The organism is Candidatus Kinetoplastibacterium blastocrithidii (ex Strigomonas culicis) (assembly GCF_000319245.1).
Classification (GTDB): domain Bacteria; phylum Pseudomonadota; class Gammaproteobacteria; order Burkholderiales; family Burkholderiaceae_B; genus Kinetoplastidibacterium; species Kinetoplastidibacterium blastocrithidiae.
Genome location: NC_019814.1, coordinates 386,922 through 409,901 on the forward strand (window position 1 = coordinate 386,922; position 22,980 = coordinate 409,901).

A 22,980-nucleotide genomic window follows, 5' to 3' on the forward strand; every position below is an offset into this window, starting at 1 on the left:
TATTATGATAAATAATAGAGTGAGAATAAAAATATGTGGATTTACAAAGGAGGATGATATTATCTCTGCCGTTAATTCTGGAGTAGATGCTGTAGGAATGGTTTTCTATGAGAAAAGTAAACGTTTCATCTCTATAGATAGGGCTGTAGCTTTGAAAAAAGAAATACCGGCATTTGTAAATTTGGTAGCTTTATTTGTCAATGCATCTAAAGATAAGGTTAAAGAGGTTCAGGATGCTATTTATCCTGATTACTTGCAGTTTCATGGAGATGAATCTCCAGAAGTATGTGCTAGCTTTAAACAGAAATATATAAAAGCCTTTCGTGTAGGTTCTCCAACACTAAACTCTGGTGATAGTTTATTAAATGAGTGCTTGAATTATATTAATGCAGATGGATGGTTATTTGATAGTTATAGTTGTGGTTATGGTGGAAGTGGCAAGACTTTTAATCATGATCTGTTGAAACATATATGTACTAAATCCATAAATAAAAGACCTATAATACTATCCGGTGGTTTAAGTATAGATAATATAATAGATTCTATAAATTATTTACATCCATGGGCTATTGATATAAGTAGTGGAGTTGAACTGGAGCCTGGTATAAAGTCTATTGTTAAAATCAGAGAGTTAATTAATTTAGTAAATAGTTGTTCTTATAATTAAATAGTTAAGTTATATTGCTATATCCTTGATTATGTTTTATTTGCAGATTTTTGAAATAAGATATAAAATTATAGACTTATGAAGTTATGAAGGCGGTTAGCTCAGACGGTTAGAGCGCTACGTTGACATCGTAGAGGTCGTTGGTTCGATTCCAATACCGCCTACCATTTTATAGGATTAATGCTAGCAATTTCTTTACTATTATAGATGATATATAAGTAGTGTGCTCGATAGAATATTTATAGTGAAATTGTTATCTTGTCTAAATCAATAGCTTAAATTATTTACGTTCTAGTATGTATAATTTATTTGCCATTATAGAGAAATTTATTTTTAATATCCCTCTTTTTCTAAACCTGGCAAAATATACATTTACTAGTATTATTGCTAACTGTTATATAACGGATATTTGATGATAATAATTACCTTTCCAGATGGTGTTCAGATTAGGTATAAGGATCAGGTTACAGTTTCACAGTTGATTACAGATCTTGATTGTGGATCTGAAGAAATAGTAGCTGCTTATATAAGTCTGGAAAGTAAAAAATTAGAAATAGTTGATACTAGCTTTTCTATAAAAAATAATGCTCAAGTTAGATTAATAAGAAAAAATGATAATGAATGGTTAAATATATTAAGACATTCCACAGCACATTTACTTGCTTATGCGGTTAAAGAATTATTTGAAGATGCTAAAATAGCAATAGGACCGGTTATAGAAAACGGTTTTTACTATGATATTGCTTGTAAAAAATCATTTAACGAAGATGATCTTAAGATAATTGAAAAAAGAATGATTGATATTTCTCTAAGAAATGAAAGTATTGTTAGAGAGGAATGGGATAGAAATTTTGCTATAGATTTCTTTAAAAATAAAGGTGAATTTTACAAGGTTGATTTAATATCTAAAATACCTATGGGTGAGGCAATTTCTATATATAGGGAAGGCAACTTTCTAGATTTATGTAGAGGTCCTCATGTGCCTTCAACTGGACACTTAAAGTATTTTAAGTTGTTAAAACTATCGGGTGCGTATTGGCATGGTGATAGTAATAACGAAATGTTACAAAGGATATACGGAACAGCATGGTCTACTAGAGAGGATCTTGATAAATATTTAGAAATGTTAAAGCTTGCAGAAAACAGTGATCACCGAAAAGTAGGTAGAGATCTTGATTTATTTCACTTTCAAGAAGAAGCTCCTGGTTTAGTATTTTGGCATGCTAATGGTTTGTTGGTGTGGCAGCAAATTGAATCTTATATGAGAGATATTTATTCTAAGAATGGATATAAAGAAGTAAGGACTCCTCAGATAATAGATATTTCATTATGGAAGAAAACAGGGCATTGGGATAATTATCGTGAAAATATGTTTACTGTAAGCTCTGAAAATAGGAGTTATGCTCTAAAACCAATGAATTGTCCAGGGCACATACAAATATTCAATTCTAAGTTGCATTCATATAAGGAACTTCCTATTAGGTACGGTGAATTTGGTTGTTGTCATAGAAATGAGTCTTCTGGCTCCTTACATGGATTAATGAGGTTGCGTGGGTTTACGCAAGACGATGGTCATATATTTTGCACAGAAGAACAATTACATGAAGAATGTACTTTATTTACAAAATTGTTGCAAAAAGTATACATGGATTTTGGCTTTACTGATATTACTTACTGTATTGCGACTAGACCTAAGAAAAGAGTAGGTAGTGATTTGATATGGGACAAAGCTGAATCTGCTCTAATGGATAGTCTAAATAGTATTAATTGTGATTTTTCTATTAATGAAGGCGAAGGGGCATTTTATGGCCCAAAAATTGAATATACACTTAGAGATGCTATAGGTAGAAGTTGGCAATGTGGTACGGTTCAGGTTGACTTCTCAATGCCTAATCTTCTCAATGCTGAGTATGTTAATAGTGAAGACTGTCGTCAAAATCCAGTCATGATCCATCGTGCTATACTAGGATCTATGGAGCGTTTTATAGGCATTTTAGTTGAGCATTATGCTGGAGTTATGCCGCTATGGTTAGCGCCAACTCAAGCTATGATATGTTGTATTTCTGAGCAATCTATTGAATATGCTAGGTCAATTTACTCTTTATTGCTTAGTAAAAAATTTAGAGTTGAGATTGATTTGCGTAATGAGAAAATAGGACGTAAAATTCGTGAACATAGTCTAAAGAAAATACCTTATATCATTGTAGTGGGTGAGAACGAAAAAAAAGATTGCAATATTTCAGTTCGGAGTCATGGTTCTATAAATCTTAGGCAGATGAGCTTGGAAAATTTTATAATTCATTTAGATTCGGATATATCTATGAGGCGTGTTGTAGCATCATAGGTCGCAAAATAAATATTTTTTAGGAGTTTTTGATATCGTCACTGAAAAAACTAATCGCATCAATGGTGAAATCCGTATCCCCGAGGTGCGTCTTATAGGAATAAATGGGGAGCAGTTAGGTATTGTAAAGATTTCTGAGGCTTTACGTCTTTCTGAGCAGCATCAGGTTGATCTGGTTGAGATTGCACCAAATGCTGTTCCTTCTGTCTGTCGCTTAATGGATTATGGTAAATTTAAATATAAAGAACAGAAGAGACAGGCTGAGGCAAAAGCTAAACAAAAAGTAATTCAGGTGAAGGAAGTAAAGTTTAGACCTTCTACAGATGAAGGTGATTACAATGTTAAACTTAAAAATCTACGACGTTTCTTGGATGATGGAGATAAAGCTAAGGTAACACTCCGTTTCAGAGGACGTGAAATGGCTCACCAAGAGTTAGGTATGCGAGTATTAGAGAGAATTCGTAAAGATTTATCAGATTCGGCTATAGTGGAATCGATGCCAAGATTAGAGGGAAGACAAATGGTAATGATGCTTGCTCCTAATAAGAAGATGATGCCCAATAAAGATTGATGTTCTTATATTTTAAGAGAATGATCCATATCTTGTGTATGATTTGTATTATTTGTGTTGGCTAAGGTTAGATTTTATGCATGTTTTATTTATTATTGATCCTATAAATTCTTTGAAGGCGTATAAAGATACTTCTGTTTCTATAATGCGTGCTTTGATTGATAGAGGCCATCGTGTCAGTATTGCAATGCAAAATGATGTTTTTATCGATTCTGATAATATAGTTAAGTCGAATGCTAACTCTATTTGCATTGATGATGATTTAAGTAAAAGCACTTGGCATTCTATAACTGATGTTTTTTATAGGTTTCCATTGAGTAATTTTGATGCAGTATTGATGCGCAAAGATCCACCATTCGATTTAGAATATCTTTATACAACACACTTATTGGAAATTTCAGAAAGACAAGGTGCAAAAATTTTTAATAGTCCTGGTTCTATACGTAATCATCCAGAGAAGTTATCTATAATGGAGTTCCCTGAAATAATATCCCCTACATTAGTTACTAGCAATATAGGTTTTTTGAAAAATTTTTATGTGCAGTATAAGGATATTATAATTAAGCCACTTGATGGAATGGGTGGGGTTGGTGTTTTTAGAATAAAAGAAGATGATTCAAATTTAAATGTTATTTTAGAGGTATCTACACATAATGGCATGACTACTGTCATGGCGCAAAAGTATATACCTGATATAGTTGATGGAGATAAAAGGATATTAATTGTTGGAAATAGAATAATTCCATTTTGTTTAGCTAGGCTACCTTTGATGGGTGATCATCGAGGTAATCTTGCAGTGGGTGGGATAGGTAAAGTTCAAAAATTATCTGATAGTGATATTAATATAGCAAACATTGTTTACAATAGATTACATGGGCGTGGTCTTTATATAATTGGTTTAGATATAATAGGCAGATATTTAACTGAGATAAATGTAACGAGTCCTACATGTTTTGTAGAAATTTCAGAGCAAGCTGGTTTTAATATTGCTAATATATTCGTAGAGTTTTTAGAAAAAAAAGTAAATTAGATTTTATATTTAAGTTTATCCATGAATAGTGTATAATATTATGTTATCCAAAAATGTTACTGTTAATAATGAGTACGGATTAAATGCTACTGAGTCTATTAAATTGACTAATATTGCAAGTAGTTTTCAAAGTGATGTTTTTATCTCTAGTAATTCTCGCAGAGTAAATGCAAAAAGCATAATGGGTGTTATGATGCTAGCTGCTTGTAACGGAACAAATATCAAAATAGAGACTAATGGGATAGACTCTGAGGAAGCTATGGATGCTATTGTTGATTTTTTCAATAAATAATAAATGTTAGTTTGGCAAAAAATTAATAATCATTACTCATTTATCAGTCGATCCAAAACCACCTTCTCCCCTAGGATTTTGAAAGGAAAAGTTTTCTACTATCTTGAAATTTGGTCTTATTATTGGGAGAAATATCATTTGAGCAATCCTTTCGCCAGGCGAAATGCAGATGTCTGTTTTCGACTCTACGCTATTTCTGTTCCATACGCTTATCAGTATAGGTCCGGAATAGTCAGCATCAATTACTCCAGCCGTATTTCCCAATACTAGACCTTTTTTATGTCCTAAACCAGACCTTGGTAGTATCATTGCCATCATACTATTATTATTCATATGAATGGATATACCAGATGGTAATAGTTGAGCCATATTTCCAGGCTTTATTTTTATCGGTTTATCTATGCAAGCATATAGATCTATAGCAGCAGCAAGGTCTGTTTGATAAGTTGGAGGCCCCCATAATTTTATTATTCGATCATCTAATATCTTTATTTCTATATCAATTTTAGACATATTTATACTTGTACCTGTCATTAGTTAAAATATTTCCATTCTATTACGAATTTCAAGCATTAGTCTTCTTGCTGCTTCTATTTTGCTCATTTTAGGAATTTTATATGATCCATTTAAATCAAAAAGCACTAATGTTGTCATATCTAATTCAAACGATTCAATAGCCATATTGCCTACTATTAATTGTACTTTTTTATTTAAAAGTTTCATTCTGGCATTTTCATCTAGGTTTTCTGTTTCTGCAGCAAATCCTACACACCAAGGAGCATTATTAATTTTAGCAACTTCTGTTAGAATATCTTTATTAAGAGTAAATGATATATCTGGAAGAGTTTTTGAATCATTATTTTTTTTAATTTTACTATTACTAAAATTTTTTATTTTCCAATCGCATACTGCAGCTACAGATATAAATATGTCAGTTTTATTGACATTGCTCATTACTGCTTTATACATTTCTTCAGCTGTCGTTACTTTAAAGAACTCAATATTGCTAGGAATATTGAGCGATGTTGGCCCGGTAACCATCGTTACTATTCCTCCAGATTCCTTTGCTGCTCTTGCTATAGCATAACCCATCTTACCAGATGATCTATTACTAATGAATCTAACAGGATCAATGGGCTCAATAGTAGGCCCAGCTGTTATAAGTATTTTTTTACCTTCTAATATTTTATCCTTTGATGAGGATATTATTTCTTCTATAATATTATCAGTTGCTGATAGCCGCCCAATGCCAATATCACCGCATGCTTGTTTTCCAGAATCTGGTCCTATAATACTCACATTATCTTTTATTAATTGATTAATATTTCGTTGTGTGCTTACATTATTCCACATTTCTCTATTCATTGCCGGTGCTATAAATAGCGGACATTTTCTAGCTAGACAAATCGATGATAATAAATCATCTGCCATTCCATTAGCTATTTTTGCTATAAAATTTGCAGTTGCTGGTGCAATTAATATCAAGTCATTACAACGACCAATATTTATATGCGTCATGCCGTTATAGAATCTATCTTCATTTTCTTCAGTGAATACTGGTCTGCCAGACAAAGCCTGCATTGTAACAGTAGTAATGAATTTTTGAGCTGATTTTGTCATTACTATGTCTACAATTGCTCCATTATCTATCAGTGCTCTAGTTAATTCGGCTGCTTTGTAGCAAGCTATACTACCAGTTATCCCTAATACTACATGTTTTTTATCAAGATCTAACATTTTATTGATTTTTTAAATGAACTATTTTTTATATATATTTAAGTTTTTTGAGAAAAAATTATTTGCAATAAAAATTAAAAATCCCAGGCTTATCGTGATATCTGCAATATTGAATACTGGCAAGTAAATGTTATTGTAATGAAGTGATATAAAATCTATGACATAACCATGAGTTATTCTATCAAGAACATTACCTAATGTGCCACTAAGTATCAATATGGTAGCAAATCTTAGTCTAATAGATGCAATATTTTCATTTCTATCTAACTTGTATAAAACTATTATCATGAATATCGATGCTATAATTCCTATAGATATTAGTAGATATTTTTGCCATTCTTGGTTTTGATCTGACAGCAGACCAAATGATGCTCCATAGTTATATATAAGTGTTATATTTAAAAATGGTAATACATTCAAATCACTTCCGTAAGATAGGTGTTTGTTATAATATAATTTTGTTACAATATCTGTAAACACTAGGAAAAGTACACTAATAGCATACATTATGCTATTAGTGTACGATAAGTTAGCGAAATACCGACTATTAATCATATTTAATATCCATGATCTATTCAGCCAAGTTCCCAGCACATCTACTGCAGATATCTTGATAACTACCATAATCTCTGACATCTTCAGTATAATGCCAGCAGCGCTCGCATTTTTTGTTACTAGATACCTTCACATCAATTATTATATGATCACTATCATGCTTATAGACAGATACCTTTGAAACAATTAATATAAATTTTAATTCATCTTTTAAGCTATCTAGAATTTCTTTATCAGTTGGATTGGCATATATATGCACTTCAGCTTGTAAAGAAGATCCAAGTTTTCCAGTATTTCGTATTTCTTCTATCTTTTTTTGAGTCAAATCTCGTATTGCTCTAATGCGATCCCATTTTTTGATTAGCATTATATTATCAATGTTATCAAGTCCTAAGTTATGGTGCGTATCAGTGAATATTGTAACATTGTGATTCATTTTTACATTGTGATCTACTGCATTTGTTTCTAGCAAAGCTTTCCAGGCCTCTTCTGATGTAAAAGATAAAACTGGAGATAGCATTTTTATAAGAGTTTGTGTAATTTCTGACAAAGCACTTTGAGCGGATTTTCTTGATAAGCTATTTGGTTTAGTTGTGTATAGTCTATCTTTTAAAATATCTAAATAGAATGCCCCTAGCTCTTCTGAGCAAAAATGTTGCAATTTTGATATTGCTGTATGAAAGTCATATTTTTCATAATGAAAAATCACATCTTTCTGTATTTTATGTGTTACACATAGAAAATATCTATCTATTTCTAATAAATTATCATATTCTATAAATTGCTCGTTTCTATTAAAGTCATTAAGATTTGCGAGAAGGAATCTTATTGTATTGCGAATTCTGCGGTAACTTTCAACGACTCTATTAAGTATTTCATCTGATATGTGCATTTCTCCGGAATAGTCTGTAGTAGCAACCCATAACCTTAGTATTTCTGCGCCTAAAGAATTACATATTTCTTTAGGCGATATTATATTTCCTAATGATTTGCTCATCTTTCGACCATTCTGGTCTACAAAGAACCCATGGGTAAGAACTGATTTATAAGGGGACTTTCCATACAACATACAACCGATTAGCAAAGAAGAATGAAACCATCCTCTATGTTGATCTGATCCCTCTAGATACAAGTCTACAGGCCAGTCAAGTATATTTTTATGAGATCCATCAATATCATTACCTAGACCTCCAATTACAGTAGCATGAGTAGATCCAGAATCAAACCATACGTCTAATGTGTCTTGATTTTTTTTATATAATTCTGATTCATTTTTTTCTATTAGTTCATTTACATTTATTTCTTGCCATTCCTCTATTCCATTTTTTTCTATTCTTAATGCTATTTTCTCTAAAAGTTCAATTGTTCTGGGATGGATGTCTCCTGTTTCTTTATTTATTAGAAAAGCTATAGGAACCCCCCATTTTCTTTGCCTTGATAAGGTCCAGTCTGGCCTATTAGCTATCATGGATTTTAGACGTTCTTTTCCCCATGCTGGATAGAATATTATATTATCAATATTTGATAAGGCTGATTCTCTGACTGTTATATCATTATGTTTAATATCCATTCCAGCAAACCATTGACGGGTTGCCATTAGGATAATTGGTGTTTTATGGCGCCAGCAGTGCATGTAACTATGGGAATAGTCTTCATGCTTTATCAATGCTCCGGTTTGTTTAAGAAAGCCTAGTATGTCTTTACTTGCATCCCAGATTATTTTATCTCCAAAAACTGGTAGATCTTTATTATATTTGCCATCACTATTCACCAAATTAAGTATATCTTCATCTTTAAAGCCATTTTCTTTAAAAACGGCAAAATCTTCTACACCATGTGCTGGTGCGGAATGAACTATTCCTGTGCCATTATCTAATGTTACATAATTAGCAAGATACAATTTAGATTTTCTATTATAAAAATCATGTATCTCTGATAATGGATGTAAGAATTCTAGATTTAGTAATGATTCTCCTTTAGTTGTGGCTATTATTTCATGTTTTTTGATATTTATTTTTTCTAAAAAATAATCGATTCTATCTTTTGCTATTATGATCAAAGGGCCATGGTTTAGTGATGGCGTTATACGCACCAGAGAATATTCTATATCTGGATTTACATTTATAAATTGATTGACTGGTATGGTCCAAGGTGTTGTTGTCCATATTACAATGCCGCCGTTTTCTTGTGCTCCCTTTAAATTAAAAGCTGCAGACAGTGCATTTTTATCGGTAAATTTGAAAGATACAAATATAGAATTATCTACACGATTATTGTATTCAACTTCAGCATCAGACAGAGCTGATCCGCAATCGAAGCACCAATTAACTGGTTTTAGTCCCCTATAGATATATCCTTTTTTTAAAATTTTAGCTAACACCCTAATCTCATTAGCCTCATTTTTAAAGTTCATGGTTAGATAAGGTTTATCCCAGTATCCTATTATGCCAAGACGTTTGAATTCGGATTTTTGTCTTTCAATCTGTTGGCTTGCATATTTACGAGCCTTACTCTGTAGATCTTTAATATTTAGATTTTTACCATGTTTTTTTTCTATCTGAATTTCTATTGGCATGCCATGACAATCCCAACCTGGGATATATTGTGCTCCATATCCAAGCATTAGTTTGCTTTTAATTATTATATCCTTGAGGATCTTATTGATAGCGTGCCCTAGGTGTATATCGCCGTTAGCATAAGGTGGGCCGTCATGTAGAGTGAATTTTAATCTGTTTTTACATGCAGATTCAATAGCCAGATATATTTTACTATCTTCAAATTCTTTTACCCATAAAGGTTCTTTTTGTGCTAAATTCCCGCGCATAGGGAAAGATGTTTCAGGTAGATTAAGTGTTTTTTTGTAGTCCATATTTTAAAAAATAATAACGTGCGTTTTGTACGTCTTTTTCTATCGCTTTGATAAGAGTACTAATATTTGTAAATTTTTCTTCATCTCTAAGTTTCATTATAAGATCAACTTCTATGATTTCACCATATGCATTTACTTTCTCATCTAATAAGTATGTTTCAAGCAACATTTGCCCATTATTTTCTAGTGTTTTCCTAGTTCCTAAAAAGGCGACCCCTGGAAGAGATTTACCTTTCAATCCGTGTACTATTACAGCGTAAACACCAGCACTAACAGCACATTCTTGCTGTATTTTTAAATTCATAGTTGGGAAACCTATTGTCCTTCCTATTTTATTGCCATGTATTACATGCCCGCTTATTGAAAATCTCCTGCCTAATAATTTATTGGCTTTGGTTATATTTCCTTTATTTAATATTGCTCGTATCCTGGAACTAGATATGTTGTAACACTCATTATCTTTTAGCATTTCTACGCTTATAGTCTCAAAACATGAATTTAATCCTGCTTCTCTTAGTGTGTTTATGTCTCCAGATCGGTTATATCCAAATCTAAAATTTTCTCCGACAATTACAAGGCGTACTTTCAATATATTTATAAGGTAGTCTTTAATAAAATTTTCTGCAGATGTTTTTGCAATTTCTGTATTAAATCTGTTTATTATAACTTGGCGAATTCCTTGTTGAGCTAATAGCGATAGTTTATCTCTAAGGCCACATATGCTTCTTTGTTTTTCTCCTGAAAAATATTCTTTTGGATGAGGGTTAAATGTTAGTATTGAGGGTAATAAGTCTCTAGTTTTAGCTTCATTACAGAGATACGTAAGAATTTTTCTATGTCCCAAATGGATTCCATCAAAATTACCTATTGTTATTGCACAGGGCTTAAATTTATCATTAGGTTTAATATGTCTACTTATGTATAATTTTTCTTTCACAGGTAACAACTTTGATTTATAAGAGTCAGATAGATAGTTCATATACTAAACAAAAAGGAAGATTTTATTTTGACAAAATATTCTAATAAAAAATGTCGGTTTGTTATACTTATATCAGGAAGAGGCAGCAATATGCAGGAACTCATTAAGACTTGCAATAGTGATAATTGGCCTGCTGAGATAAGTGCTGTCATCTCTAATAATCCCAAAGCAGCTGGGCTAGATTGGGCTAATAATAATTACATAAATAGCACATATTTAGATAGCAGCAAATATTCTAACAGAGATGACTTTGACAGAGATTTAAGTATAGAGATTGATAAATACTCCCCAGATTACATTTTACTTGCTGGTTTTATGAGGATACTTGGTTGTTCTTTTGTGAGAAAATATTATGGGAAATTAATAAACATACATCCCTCTTTGTTGCCGGCATTTCCTGGTTTAGACACGCATGGTAGGGCTATATCTAGTGGGGTTCGTATTCATGGTTGTACAGTTCATTTTGTATCGCCAGAACTGGATAGTGGTCCGATAATAGCGCAGGGCTACGTTAATGTTTTTTCTAAAGACACTGTTGAAATATTATCAGAGAGAGTTCTTGAAATTGAACACAAAGTTTTTCCTTCGGTTGCGCATTGGTTAACTTTAAATGAAGTTATTTTAGACAAAGATGATAAAGTTAGCATTTTAAATAATCATAATGGCTTATTTTATTTATAAATAATCGTTTGATCAGATCAGTAAAAATTAATTTTTAATGTTGTATAATGGAAACATGTTTTTTATTCAAACAGTAAATATTTATTAACGATTTCTTATAGTTAATTATAAATAACTTTTAGTTCTATCAGTTTTTTATTAAGTACTGTCTTGCAAAAAAACATGTTACCATTATTCTCTGATTGTGTGATTTTTATTTATTTTGTATGCGAAGATAGCATTAAAATATTTTTTTATAATTACTCTTTATAGATCTTTGTGTTTTTATATTTTCATAGCACTTATTATTTTTATTTAATCTATGTAATTTATAAGAATTTAGTAATTATTGTCATTATCAATGATGCATGATTATACAATAATAGTATTGTTCTATTGTCAATCTTGATCTGTACTTAAACTTAAGCATCTAAAAGTTTTAATGTATTTTTATATCATACATAGCATAAGTTCAAATTGGTTTTTTGTTGATTTTAGATACTATTTTCACATTGTGTTATTGAAAATTATTTTCACGTTAGGTTATTGTAAATATGATTCTGGAAGAACTTAATAAAGCGCAAAAAGAGGCAGTAACTTTAGGAGCTTCACATGCCTTGGTTTTGGCTGGTGCTGGTAGTGGAAAAACTAAGGTTTTGGCATCAAGATTATCATGGTTGTTGGATACTAACCAGACTGCTATTTCTAGTATATTGGCTGTGACATTTACAAATAAAGCTGCACGTGAAATGATCTCTCGTGTTTTAAAAATGGTAAATATAGATATACGTGGCTTGTGGATAGGAACTTTTCATGGTCTATGTCACAGAATGCTTAGAATCCATTCTAATGAGATAAATTTGTCTAAAAATTTTCAAATCATAGATATCTCTGATCAGATTTCACTCATAAAGCAGATAATTAAGGGTAATAATATTAATGATTTAAAATATCAACCAAAAGATTTTCAGCGTTTTATAAATTCACAGAAAGAAAATGGAGTTCGATTTATAGATGTGGATATTAACAGAAACCACAATCGTTATTTATTAGATTTTTATAAATTATATGAGGATTATTGTTTTACTCACGACTTAGTAGATTTTTCAGAATTATTGCTAAGATGCTATGAGCTTTTAAAAAATAATGATGATATAAGAAGGCATTATAATGATAAATTTGCCCATATACTGATAGATGAGTTTCAAGATACTAATAAATTGCAATATAAATGGATAAATTTAATTGCTGGAAAACAAACTTCTGTTTTTGCTGTTGGTGATGATGATCAGTCCATATATGCATTTCGTGGTGCCGATATAGATAATATGTCGTCCTTTGAAAAGACTTACGCCAAAGGTTCTGTGATTCGGTTAGAGCAAAACTATAGATCTTTCGGAAATATTTTGGGAGCGGCTAATTCTTTAATAAAGTATAATAAAGGTCGTCTTGGAAAGACTTTATGGACAGAGCAAGGAAAAGGTGATCCTATTAGGGTTGTTGAAAGTTCTAGTGACATAGCTGAGGCTTATTGGTTAGTTGAAGAAATAAGAGGTCTTATTAGGAAAGGAGTAAGTGCCAGCGATATTGCTGTTTTATATAGAAGCAATATGCAATCTAGGGTCATTGAACATGCTTTGTTTTCTAGTAATATACCGTATACTGTTTATGGTGGACTTAGATTCTTCGAGCGTCAGGAAGTTAAGCATGCTTTAGCTTATTTAAGACTTATATTAAATCCAAATGATGATAATGCTTGGCTAAGAGTTGTAAATTTCCCACCACGTGGTATTGGAATACGTACTATAGAGAATCATCTAGAGATAGCAAAATCAAATAATTTAAGCTTAATGGATTCTGCAAAACATGTCTCTGGAAGAGGAGGTGTAAACATATCGTTATTTGCTAGTTTAATAGATGACCTTATTATTAATTCTAATAAACTTACTCTACCAGAATTGATAGAATATACGATAGATCGCAGCGGACTGAGCCTATATTACAAGAGCGATAAAGATCTGTATGATCGTTTAGAGAACCTGAAGGAGCTTATAACTGCAGCTACTGTGTTTTCTATAGAGGAAAAGTATGATAGCACTCCAGCTTGTTCATTTTCTGTAAATGCACAAGTGGAAGAAGAGATTATCACTACTCCATTGATAGCATTTCTTTCGAATGCATCATTAGAGGCTAGTGAAAATATTTCTGTTAATAATAATTCTTCAGTGCAATTAATGACAGTACATGCATCCAAAGGTTTAGAATTTAGAATTGTTTTTATTACAGGAGCTGAAGAAGGATTATTTCCTCACGAAAATAGCATATCTGAGGATTCTGGTTTAGAAGAAGAGCGTCGTTTAATGTATGTTGCAATAACTAGGGCAGAAGAAAGATTATATATCTCTATGGCTAATAGTCGTATGCTAAGGGGGCAAGTTCGTTATCCATCGAGGTCTCGTTTTTTAAATGAAATAGATGCTAATCATATACAATGGTCTAAATCGGGAGGTGTTTATGATAATTACCCAAGCAGATCATTTAAAGATGGCCCTAATATTAGTTATAATAAATCCAGCAAAAACACTCTAATCAATATTGACTGTAATGTTTCTTCTAATAAAGGCTTGATTGTAAATGATAAGCTATTTTTAGTCGGTCAATCTGTTAATCATGGTCGTTTTGGTGAGGGTGTTATAGTAAGATTGATTGGTAGTGGAAATTCAACACAGGCTCAAGTTAATTTTCAAAAACATGGCATGAAAACTCTAGCTCTATCAGTAGCTAAGTTGGATATAAAGGAATAGATATTGTTTATTTATGGGATTTGTGCTTTATTTAGCAACATGATATTATTTTCTGTATTAGATGTAGTAACCCATGTTGGATTAATATTTTGAAAATGCTTCATAAAATTATTATATTCGTTACCTATTTCCAGAACTAGTATCCCATCGCTCTTCAAAAAACTCTTAACTTTTTTAAGTATTCTTTTTATAAGATGCATACCATCATCACCTCCATCTAACGCTATTATTGGCTCATGTAAATATTCTTCAGGCAAGTTATTGAGAGATAGAGTATTAACGTAAGGAGGATTACATATAACAATGTCGTACTGATAGCTTGGTATTTTATCAAATAGGTCGCTATTTATTGTTTTGATCCTATCTTGCAAGTTATAATGTTTAATATTTTTTTCTGCTATTCTTAAAGCATCTACAGATATATCAGTTGCAGTTAACATGGACTGTTGAAATGCAAATGCAGCTAATATTGCAAGACATCCTGATCCAGTACATAAATCTAAAATACTTGTAATTGATTCTGAATCTTTAACCCAGGGATAGAGACAGTTTTGTATCAGTTCTGATATTGGAGATCTTGGTATTATGACATTATTATTTATGTAGAATTTGTATCCTTGCAATAAGGATTCTTTTGTTAAATATGAAGCAGGTATTCTAAGCCTAATTCTTTTGTTAATTAAATACAAGATTTTTCTTATTTCATTTTTTGTAATATTAGAATCTAAGAAGATATCGAGATTGTCAACTGGCAGGCTCAATGAATGTAATATAAGATATATCGCCTCATCATAAGCATTATCACTTCCATGACCAAAAAAAATACCAGACTTATTAAATATAGTTGTTGTGTATCTAATAATATCTCTCAAGGTTCTTAGCTGGTTTATGCAGGAGTAATTGATCATGTTTATATTAAAAGTAATTTCTCTAATGTTGATCTGTATATGTTTTTTAATATGTTAAGCGATGATATTTCTACTCTTTCATTAACTTTATGTATACTATCATTACAAGGTCCGAATTCTATAATTTGTTTACTAACCTTTGTTATAAATCGCCCATCTGAAGTTCCGCCTGATGTAGAGAGCTTGGTTTTTATTTTTGTTTCATCAAATATAGATTCGGTTATAGCATTTATCAGTGATCCATTCTGCGTTATAAAAGGTTCTCCATTCAGTACCCATTCTAGCTTATACTTTAGTTTATATTTATCTAATATTGAGTGAATTATTCTCTTTAGGTTTTCAGGAGTGTTCTCAGTTGAAAAACGGAAATTGAATTTTATTTCCATCTCGCCTGGTATGACATTTGTTGCTCCATTGCCAGAATGAATGTTAGATATCTGAAATGTTGTAGGAGGGAAATGCTCATTGCCTTTATCCCATGTATAGTTAATAATCTCAGACAATGCAGGGGAGAATGAGTGTATTGGATTGAATGCTAGATGTGGATAAGCTACATGTCCTTGAGTTCCCTTGATAATAAGGTTGCCAGATAATGATCCTCTTCTTCCATTCTTGCATACATCTCCAAGTTTTTTCTCTGATGTCGGCTCTCCAACTATACAAAAATCTATCGATATGTCATTTCTTCTGAGATGCTCGCAAACTAAAGATGTGCCATAAATTGCATCGCCTTCTTCATCTGAGGTTATAAGAAGAGCAATAGAACCTGTGTGCTCAGGATATTCTTCTATAAATTCATTCGCTGCTACTAAAAAAGCAGCAATAGATCCTTTCATATCGGAAATTCCACGTCCATAGATATAACCATCTCGTTCAGTTGGTATAAAAGGATCGCTATTCCATTCTTTTATATTGCCGGCAGGAACAACATCAGTATGTCCGGCAAAAACAAATAGTGGATTCTTCTTGCCTTTTATAGCCCACAGGTTAGTTACTCCATTCTTATTTATTGACGTACATTTGAAGCCGATATCTACGAGTATATCAGATATGATCTTCTGACATCCAGCATCATCCGGAGTGATAGATTTTAATGATACTAGATCATTTGCAATGTCAATTACTGAAAGTTTTTTGCTCATTAGGCTCTCAACAAGTCATTTATGCTTGTTTTTGATCTGGTTTTAGCGTCTACCCTTTTTACTATGACAGCACATGCTAGGCTATGAGAGCCATCAGAAGATGGTATTGATCCAGGAACAACAACAGACCCGGAAGGGACTCTTCCATAGATAATTTTACCTGTTTCTCTATCTAAAATTTTTGTGCTCTGAGAAATAAAAACCCCCATTGCTAGAACAGAGTTCTCCTCAACAATTACTCCTTCTACTACTTCTGAGCGAGCTCCAATAAAACAGTTATCTTCTATTATAGTTGGATTTGATTGTAGTGGTTCTAGTACTCCACCTATACCAACCCCTCCTGAAAGGTGTACATTTTTACCTATTTGGGCGCAAGATCCAACTGTTGACCATGTGTCAACCATAGTTCCTTCATCTACATATGCCCCTATATTAACGTATGATGGCATTAATACTACATTACTAGCAATGAAAGATCCTTTTCGTGCTATTGCTCCTGGAACAACCCTATAGCCAGATTCCATAAATTTTTTATCGCTGAATCCAGAAAATTTCAGAGGAACTTTATCATAAAATAACATTGACCCACTGTCTAGAATCTTATTTTCTTTGATTCTGAAGGACAATAGAACTGCTTTTTTTAGCCATTGATGAACAACCCATTCATTATTTTTCTTTTCAGCAACCCTTAATTTTCCAGAGTCTAGTAATTCTATGGTGTTGTTAATAGCATCAGACACGTCTGTACTTAAGTTCATAGGAGATAGGCTTGATCTATCGTTCCAAATATTTTCAATCTTGTTTTGTAATGTTGTATTCGTCATATTATATATAAATAAAAGATATTAAAATTTTAAATATTGATTTTCACAAAGTTAATAATTCTATTTGCTGCTTCAACACATTCTTCTAATGAAGAAACCAAAGCAATTCTTATCCTATTCTTACCTGGGTTTTCTCCCAAAGATTCTCTAGCTAGGAAGCTTCCAGGAAGTACTGTCACTGCTGTTTTCTTATACAATTCCCTAGTAAAAATTGTATCTGATATTGGAGTTCTTATCCACAAATAAAAAGAAGCTTGCGGTCTTGGCACATCTAACACTTGTTGTAATATTGGAAGAACTGTATTGATTTTATTGGTATACATTTTGCGATTTTCTTGTACATGTGCCTCATCACTCCAAGCAGCTATGCTAGCATTTGCAATTACTGGCCCCATGGCGCTGCCATTATATGTCCTATATAGCAGAAATTTATTTAACAATTTTGAATCGCCTGCTATGAATCCTGATCTTAATCCAGGTAAGCTCGAGCGTTTTGATAAGCTAGAGAATACAACTAGGTTTTTAAAATCATTTATCCCTATAATGTCAGCTGCTTGCATACCTCCAAGAGGAGGCGTCATAGTTTCGTCATATATTTCTGAATAACATTCATCAGAAGCTATGATAAATCCATATTTATTGGATAAATAAAAAATTTTCTTCCATTCGTCTAGGCTTATTACATTACCAACTGGATTTCCTGGGGAGCACACGAATACCATCTTTGTTTTTTTCCAAATATAATCTGGAACGCTATCCCAATCATATGAGAAGTCTTTTTCTTGATTTAAATTTATATAATATGGTTTAGCTCCTGCTAGGAATGTTGCTCCTTCATAAATTTGGTAAAATGGATTTGGACAGATTACAATAGAATCTGTATCTGCGGCTGAATCGATAGCAATTTGTGTGAATGAAAATAAAGCCTCTCTCGATCCCAATGCTGGCAGAACTTGTGATTCTGCATCTATGGAGGCTATTTTATAACGATTCCTTAGCCACTTACAAATAACTTCTCTTAATGCTGAATCACCCTTTGTTGAAGGATAAACTGATAATCCTGACAAGTTGTCTATGATTGCTTTTTTTACTATAGCGGGAGATGGGTGTTTAGGCTCGCCTATAGATAAATTAATAGGGGTAGCATTGTAGTGTGTATCCTCATTATTTATATTATTTAAAAGAGAACGCAGGTTTTCAAATGGATAAGGATTTAATTTATTTAATCTTTTGTTCATATTATACAATTCTGATCATTAAAGTGTTATAATACCACTAATGGTTTAGCGAAGGTGGCGAAATTGGTAGACGCACCAGGTTTAGGTCCTGGCGCCGCGAGGCGTATGGGTTCGAGTCCCCTCCTTCGCACCATGTGTTTTATTAGTGTAAAGCTTCGTTGTTATTATGGATGTTTTATGCTATTTTTTCATCTTATTCTTATAAATGAGATAAGTTTCAGCAACATTTTTTTATTGTTTGGTTCTCAAAGCAACATATTTGCTATATATGATTTTTGAAATAAATAGTAAATTCTTTCTGTACTATCATTTTGTATATGTAGATTGTTGCGTTATTGGCACTAAATATTGAAATTTTATTGACTTGATTTTATAAGATTAGGATAGTATTACAACACGATTTTGGGTGTTGAGGTTTTTTGTTCAGTGCTTTGCCTACTTCGGGTTATGGTTATTGTTCTTTAGCTCTCTCCTTGATTGTGTTTTTTAAGGCTAAGGCCAGTGTGTCTCAAGGAAAATATAATATGTTGGAAACTGGAGTAGTAAAGTGGTTTAATGCTGAAAAAGGTTATGGTTTTATAGCCCCTGAATCTGGAGGCAAAGATCTTTTTGTGCATTTTTCTGAAATTCAAGGTACTGGATTTAAATCTCTTGAAGAAAATCAGAGAGTAAGCTTTGTGGTTACTAATGGGCCTAGAGGTTTACAAGCAACAAAGATTCAAATATTGCAATAGTATAATATTGCAATAGTAATATACATTTTATAATAATATAGAGTGTTTTTACATATGAGGACCGCTTCTGTAACTATGGAAGTGGTCTTTATTTTTATTTGTTTTATTGTAATAGATAAATACAGGTTTAATTTTTAAAATATAATAAGACATTAGTTTTTGATTGGTTTCTTTTTTAAAGATTTTTAAGTGATAGAGATCTAATACAATTTTGAAAAAATTTATAATATTAAAACTTTCCTGTAAAATTTCCAAAATCAGTAATTTTTTTTAACTATTTATTTTAATGGATTTTTAAATGCAGCCTGTGATTGAATCGCTTTCTGGTTTGAAGCGTCGTGTGGTTTTAGAGGTCTCTGTTGCAAATGTAGAGGATAAATTCCAGAAGCAATTAAGGGATTTTGCTAAGAAAACAAAAATTTCTGGTTTTAGGCCTGGTAAGGCTCCTATTAATATGATTGAGCGTTCTCATGGTTTTAGTATACGACAAGATATTATTAGTGGAGAGTTGAGCGATACATTCGAAAAAGTTATTAAGTCTGAGAATATTAATATAGTAAGAATGCCAAGTATTGTCCCTAGTAAAAAATCCACTGAGAACAATGAAGTTTTAACTTTTGAGGCGACTTTTGAGATTTATCCAGAAGTAATTATTCCTGATTTTTCTGAAGTTAGTGTTATTAGATATGTTTCAGAGATAAAAGATGAAGATGTAAATAAAACTATAGATTTTTTGCGTCAACAAAAGTCATCCTTTATTAGCAGGAAAAATAAAGTTGTTTCTGAGGGAGATAAAGTAACTCTAAGTTTTATTGGATCCATAGATGATAAGTCCTTTCAAGGAGGAAGCTCGGATTCTTTTTCTTTTATAGTTGGCAAAGGAAAACTTTTACCTGATTTTGAGAATGCTGTATTGGGAATGATTGATAATGAAGAGAAAGTCTTCAATGTAACATTTCCAGATGATTATCATGATAAAACCACTGCTGGTAAAACAGCAAAATTTAGCATTAAAATTTTAGAGGTTTGTGAAAATATACTTCCAGAGTTAAATGACGATTTTGCCAAATTATTTAGTCATGAGAAGCTATTTAACCTAGATATGCTTCGCCAAGAGGTTCTAGATAGTTTAAAACGTGATATTTCTTTTAGGCTAAAGAATAGAAATAAAAAATCTGTGATGGATGCTCTTTCTAATCTAATAAATTTTGATATTCCTGAAGTTTTGATTGAAGACGAAAAAAATAATATGTTGAGTGCCTTTAAAGATCGCATAAAATCAAAAAATAGTTCAGATAATTTGGATAGCATTTCTCTTGATATTTTTTCAGAGGAAGCAAAAAAGAGAGTAGGTGTTGGTTTGTTAGTATCTGAACTGTCGAATAAAAACAATTTATTGCCTACAGATGAACAGATTGTTGAATACTTTAAATTAGTTTCAAAAAATTATCAGGATTCAGATAAGCTTATTAAGCAATATTTATCGGATAAAAAACACTACTCAGATAGTAAAATGTTAATTTTAGAAGACAATGTAGTTAATTATATTTTTTCTCTAGCTAAAGTTACTGATGAGGTCGTCTCATTTGAAGACTTGATGGGAATACAATGACAAATAATAATATAACTACAGGTTTTTTAGGAATATCAAATTTCAATTATGTGCCTACTGTCATTGAAAAGTCTGGCAGATCTGAACGTGCTTATGATATATACTCCAGGCTTTTAAAGGAGAGAATTGTTTTTTTATCTGGTCCGGTGACAGATCATTCTGCTAATTTGGTAATTGCTCAGTTATTGTTTTTAGAATCAGATGACCCAAGTAAAGATATATCCCTTTACATAAATTCTCCTGGTGGCTCTGTTTATGCTGGAATGGCTATTTTTGACACTATGAATTTTATTAAGCCTCATGTCTCTACTATGTGCATAGGAATTGCTGCTAGTATGGGTGCTTTTTTATTAGCTGCGGGCACAAAAGGGAAACGATTCTCACTACCTAATGCATGTATGATGATACACCAACCTTCAGGTGGTGCGCAGGGTCAAGCTAGTGATATTCAGATTCATGCTGAAGAAATACTTAGATTGCGTAATCGTTTAAATAAAATATTGGCAGACAACACTGGTCAAACTATGGAAAAGATCTCTAGTGATACTGATAGAGATAATTTTATGTCAGCTAATGATGCTTTGAATTACGGATTGATTGATAAGATATTAGCAAATCGTATTATGTGATTGTGATTTGTATTATTTAAGATTTCATATTGTATTGCTAATTTTATATATTTAGAGATGTGATTTATGTCAGGAAAAAGTGAATCTTTGGATGGTGGTGGTATTCGTTGTTCTTTTTGTGGAAAAAGTCAAGATGATGTTGAGCGTCTAATATCAGGTCCTTCATCATTGTATATATGTAATGGATGTATTGATTTGTGCAATGAAGTTATGTTTGAGGAATCCAAAGCATCATCTAATCATATACATAATGACTTTAAAATTAATCTGCCAACTCCTAGGCAAATTAAGACTCATCTTGATCAATATGTAATTGGACAAGATATACCAAAACGTATACTTTCTGTGGCAGTATATAATCATTATAAGCGTATAAATGATACTTATAACTCTGTTAAAAATGAAGTAGAGTTATCTAAAAGCAATATTATACTTATAGGATCTACTGGCTCAGGTAAAACTTTGTTAGCCCAAGTACTAGCAAAATTTCTGGAGGTGCCATTTGTAATAGCTGATGCAACAACTTTAACCGAAGCGGGTTATGTAGGGGAAGATGTTGAGAATATTATCCATAAGTTGCTACAATCTTGTGATAATGATATAAAAAAAGCGCAAAGAGCTATTATATACATTGATGAAATAGATAAAATTTCTAGAAAATCTGAGAATCCTTCAATAACTAGAGATGTATCTGGTGAAGGAGTACAGCAAGCTTTGCTAAAATTTATTGAGGGAACAGTAGCTTCAGTTCCTCCACAAGGGGGAAGAAAGAATCCGAATCAAGATTTTATTCAAGTTGACACTACTAATATTTTATTTATAGTTGGTGGGGCTTTTGATGGTTTAGATAAAATAATTAGATTGAGATCAGAGAAGTCTGGTATTGGTTTTTCTGCAAATGTTTTTTCAAAAGATGATGATTTGAATAATTTAAATAAAGTTGAACCAAGGGATTTAGTTAAATTTGGATTGATACCTGAACTAGTTGGTAGATTGCCTGTAATAACTTCTCTTGATGATCTTGATGAAGCTGCTTTAGTAAGGGTTTTAGTGGAGCCTAGAAATTCTATTGTTAAGCAATTTCAAAAATTATTTTCTTTTGATGGTGTTACTCTTGAGGTTACAGAAAAAGCTTTGCATCTAATCTCTAATAAGGCATTAATTAGAAAAACTGGTGCTAGAGGGTTAAGATCTATAGTAGAGTCTGCTTTGTTTGATGTTATGTACGATATTCCTGATAATAACGATATAAGTAAGGTTATTTTAGATATTACAGAAGATAATGAATTAAAAACCATAGTTATAAAAGATAACTGAATATAGATATTTTTATTTAGTTCTACTGTCTTTTACTATTGAATTACAGGTTATTAATACCAATATTA

At 31.9% G+C, this 22,980-nt stretch carries 20 protein-coding genes and 2 tRNA genes; 13 read left to right on the forward strand and 9 right to left on the reverse strand.

Annotated elements, in window-relative coordinates; translation table 11 throughout:
* The first annotated feature begins 4 nt into the window (after positions 1 to 4).
* From CKBE_RS01920 to CKBE_RS01945, 6 genes are all read left to right on the forward strand, one after another.
* Entirely contained in the window at positions 5 to 667 is a 663-nt protein-coding gene (locus CKBE_RS01920) for a phosphoribosylanthranilate isomerase (protein WP_015389986.1), read from the forward strand.
* Between the two features lie 90 nt (positions 668 to 757).
* Positions 758 to 834 (forward strand) — tRNA-Val (locus CKBE_RS01925).
* Positions 835 to 1,079: 245 nt separating this feature from the next.
* On the forward strand, positions 1,080 to 3,011 hold the full coding sequence (gene thrS / locus CKBE_RS01930; protein ID WP_015237910.1) for a threonine--tRNA ligase: 1,932 nt from the start codon (positions 1,080 to 1,082) through the stop codon (positions 3,009 to 3,011).
* 34 nt (positions 3,012 to 3,045) lie between these two features.
* On the forward strand, positions 3,046 to 3,582 hold the full coding sequence (gene infC, locus CKBE_RS01935; protein ID WP_015389987.1) for a translation initiation factor IF-3: 537 nt from the start codon (positions 3,046 to 3,048) through the stop codon (positions 3,580 to 3,582).
* 76 nt (positions 3,583 to 3,658) lie between these two features.
* Entirely contained in the window at positions 3,659 to 4,612 is a 954-nt protein-coding gene (gshB, locus tag CKBE_RS01940; protein WP_015237912.1) for a glutathione synthase, read from the forward strand.
* Positions 4,613 to 4,652: 40 nt separating this feature from the next.
* The gene (locus CKBE_RS01945) at positions 4,653 to 4,904 is read left to right on the forward strand and encodes an HPr family phosphocarrier protein (RefSeq protein WP_015237913.1); all 252 of its coding nucleotides are present in this window, start codon (positions 4,653 to 4,655) and stop codon (positions 4,902 to 4,904) included.
* A 36-nt stretch (positions 4,905 to 4,940) separates the two neighbouring features.
* Here CKBE_RS01945 and dut read toward each other — a convergent pair whose 3' ends face one another.
* The 5 genes from dut to CKBE_RS01970 are packed head-to-tail and all read right to left on the reverse strand — an operon-like array spanning position 4,941 to position 11,044.
* Positions 4,941 to 5,417, reverse strand: coding sequence for a dUTP diphosphatase (gene dut, locus CKBE_RS01950; RefSeq protein ID WP_015389988.1), 477 nt, complete (start codon positions 5,415 to 5,417; stop codon positions 4,941 to 4,943).
* A 24-nt stretch (positions 5,418 to 5,441) separates the two neighbouring features.
* Positions 5,442 to 6,641: a bifunctional phosphopantothenoylcysteine decarboxylase/phosphopantothenate--cysteine ligase CoaBC gene (coaBC, locus tag CKBE_RS01955; RefSeq protein ID WP_015237915.1), complete on the reverse strand. Its 1,200-nt coding sequence runs from the start codon at positions 6,639 to 6,641 to the stop codon at positions 5,442 to 5,444.
* Between the two features lie 21 nt (positions 6,642 to 6,662).
* On the reverse strand, positions 6,663 to 7,265 hold the full coding sequence (gene lspA, locus CKBE_RS01960; RefSeq protein ID WP_225968686.1) for a signal peptidase II: 603 nt from the start codon (positions 7,263 to 7,265) through the stop codon (positions 6,663 to 6,665).
* Entirely contained in the window at positions 7,213 to 10,065 is a 2,853-nt protein-coding gene (gene ileS / locus CKBE_RS01965) for an isoleucine--tRNA ligase (protein ID WP_015237917.1), read from the reverse strand. The genes lspA and ileS overlap by 53 nt, the downstream gene beginning before the upstream one ends.
* Positions 10,043 to 11,044: a bifunctional riboflavin kinase/FAD synthetase gene (locus CKBE_RS01970; RefSeq protein ID WP_015237918.1), complete on the reverse strand. Its 1,002-nt coding sequence runs from the start codon at positions 11,042 to 11,044 to the stop codon at positions 10,043 to 10,045. Before CKBE_RS01970 ends, ileS begins: the two co-directional genes overlap by 23 nt.
* A 27-nt stretch (positions 11,045 to 11,071) precedes the next feature.
* Between CKBE_RS01970 and purN the strand changes: the two genes are divergently transcribed.
* Together purN and CKBE_RS01980 are read left to right on the forward strand one after the other, a co-directional pair.
* Positions 11,072 to 11,725 carry a phosphoribosylglycinamide formyltransferase gene (gene purN, locus CKBE_RS01975; protein WP_015237919.1) on the forward strand — a complete coding sequence of 218 codons (654 nt, stop codon included), beginning with the start codon at positions 11,072 to 11,074 and terminating at the stop codon, positions 11,723 to 11,725.
* 533 nt (positions 11,726 to 12,258) lie between these two features.
* The gene (locus CKBE_RS01980; protein WP_015237920.1) at positions 12,259 to 14,508 is read left to right on the forward strand and encodes a UvrD-helicase domain-containing protein; all 2,250 of its coding nucleotides are present in this window, start codon (positions 12,259 to 12,261) and stop codon (positions 14,506 to 14,508) included.
* A gap of 11 nt (positions 14,509 to 14,519) precedes the next feature.
* On the opposite strand, the gene prmB is transcribed toward CKBE_RS01980, so the two are convergent.
* Genes prmB through dapC form a run of 4 tightly spaced genes read right to left on the reverse strand, consistent with a single transcriptional unit; the run spans position 14,520 to position 18,620 of the window.
* Complete coding sequence (gene prmB, locus CKBE_RS01985; protein WP_015237921.1) at positions 14,520 to 15,416, reverse strand: 50S ribosomal protein L3 N(5)-glutamine methyltransferase; 897 nt, start codon at positions 15,414 to 15,416, stop codon at positions 14,520 to 14,522.
* 2 nt (positions 15,417 to 15,418) lie between these two features.
* Complete coding sequence (gene dapE / locus CKBE_RS01990) at positions 15,419 to 16,558, reverse strand: succinyl-diaminopimelate desuccinylase (protein ID WP_015237922.1); 1,140 nt, start codon at positions 16,556 to 16,558, stop codon at positions 15,419 to 15,421.
* Positions 16,558 to 17,382: a 2,3,4,5-tetrahydropyridine-2,6-dicarboxylate N-succinyltransferase gene (gene dapD, locus CKBE_RS01995; protein WP_015389989.1), complete on the reverse strand. Its 825-nt coding sequence runs from the start codon at positions 17,380 to 17,382 to the stop codon at positions 16,558 to 16,560. The genes dapE and dapD overlap by 1 nt, the downstream gene beginning before the upstream one ends.
* Before the next feature lie 29 nt (positions 17,383 to 17,411).
* The gene (dapC, locus tag CKBE_RS02000) at positions 17,412 to 18,620 is read right to left on the reverse strand and encodes a succinyldiaminopimelate transaminase (RefSeq protein ID WP_015237924.1); all 1,209 of its coding nucleotides are present in this window, start codon (positions 18,618 to 18,620) and stop codon (positions 17,412 to 17,414) included.
* A 48-nt stretch (positions 18,621 to 18,668) separates the two neighbouring features.
* Between dapC and CKBE_RS02005 the strand changes: the two genes are divergently transcribed.
* The 5 genes from CKBE_RS02005 (at position 18,669) to clpX (ending at position 22,912) form a co-directional block, all read left to right on the forward strand.
* Positions 18,669 to 18,753, forward strand: a tRNA-Leu gene (locus CKBE_RS02005).
* A 394-nt stretch (positions 18,754 to 19,147) separates the two neighbouring features.
* The gene (locus tag CKBE_RS02010; protein ID WP_041186005.1) at positions 19,148 to 19,354 is read left to right on the forward strand and encodes a cold-shock protein; all 207 of its coding nucleotides are present in this window, start codon (positions 19,148 to 19,150) and stop codon (positions 19,352 to 19,354) included.
* A 298-nt stretch (positions 19,355 to 19,652) separates the two neighbouring features.
* Positions 19,653 to 20,966: a trigger factor gene (gene tig / locus CKBE_RS02015; RefSeq protein ID WP_015237926.1), complete on the forward strand. Its 1,314-nt coding sequence runs from the start codon at positions 19,653 to 19,655 to the stop codon at positions 20,964 to 20,966.
* Positions 20,963 to 21,595 carry an ATP-dependent Clp endopeptidase proteolytic subunit ClpP gene (gene clpP, locus CKBE_RS02020; protein ID WP_015237927.1) on the forward strand — a complete coding sequence of 211 codons (633 nt, stop codon included), beginning with the start codon at positions 20,963 to 20,965 and terminating at the stop codon, positions 21,593 to 21,595. Before tig ends, clpP begins: the two co-directional genes overlap by 4 nt.
* Positions 21,596 to 21,661: 66 nt before the next feature.
* The gene (clpX, locus tag CKBE_RS02025; protein ID WP_015237928.1) at positions 21,662 to 22,912 is read left to right on the forward strand and encodes an ATP-dependent Clp protease ATP-binding subunit ClpX; all 1,251 of its coding nucleotides are present in this window, start codon (positions 21,662 to 21,664) and stop codon (positions 22,910 to 22,912) included.
* Positions 22,913 to 22,980 lie beyond the last annotated feature (68 nt).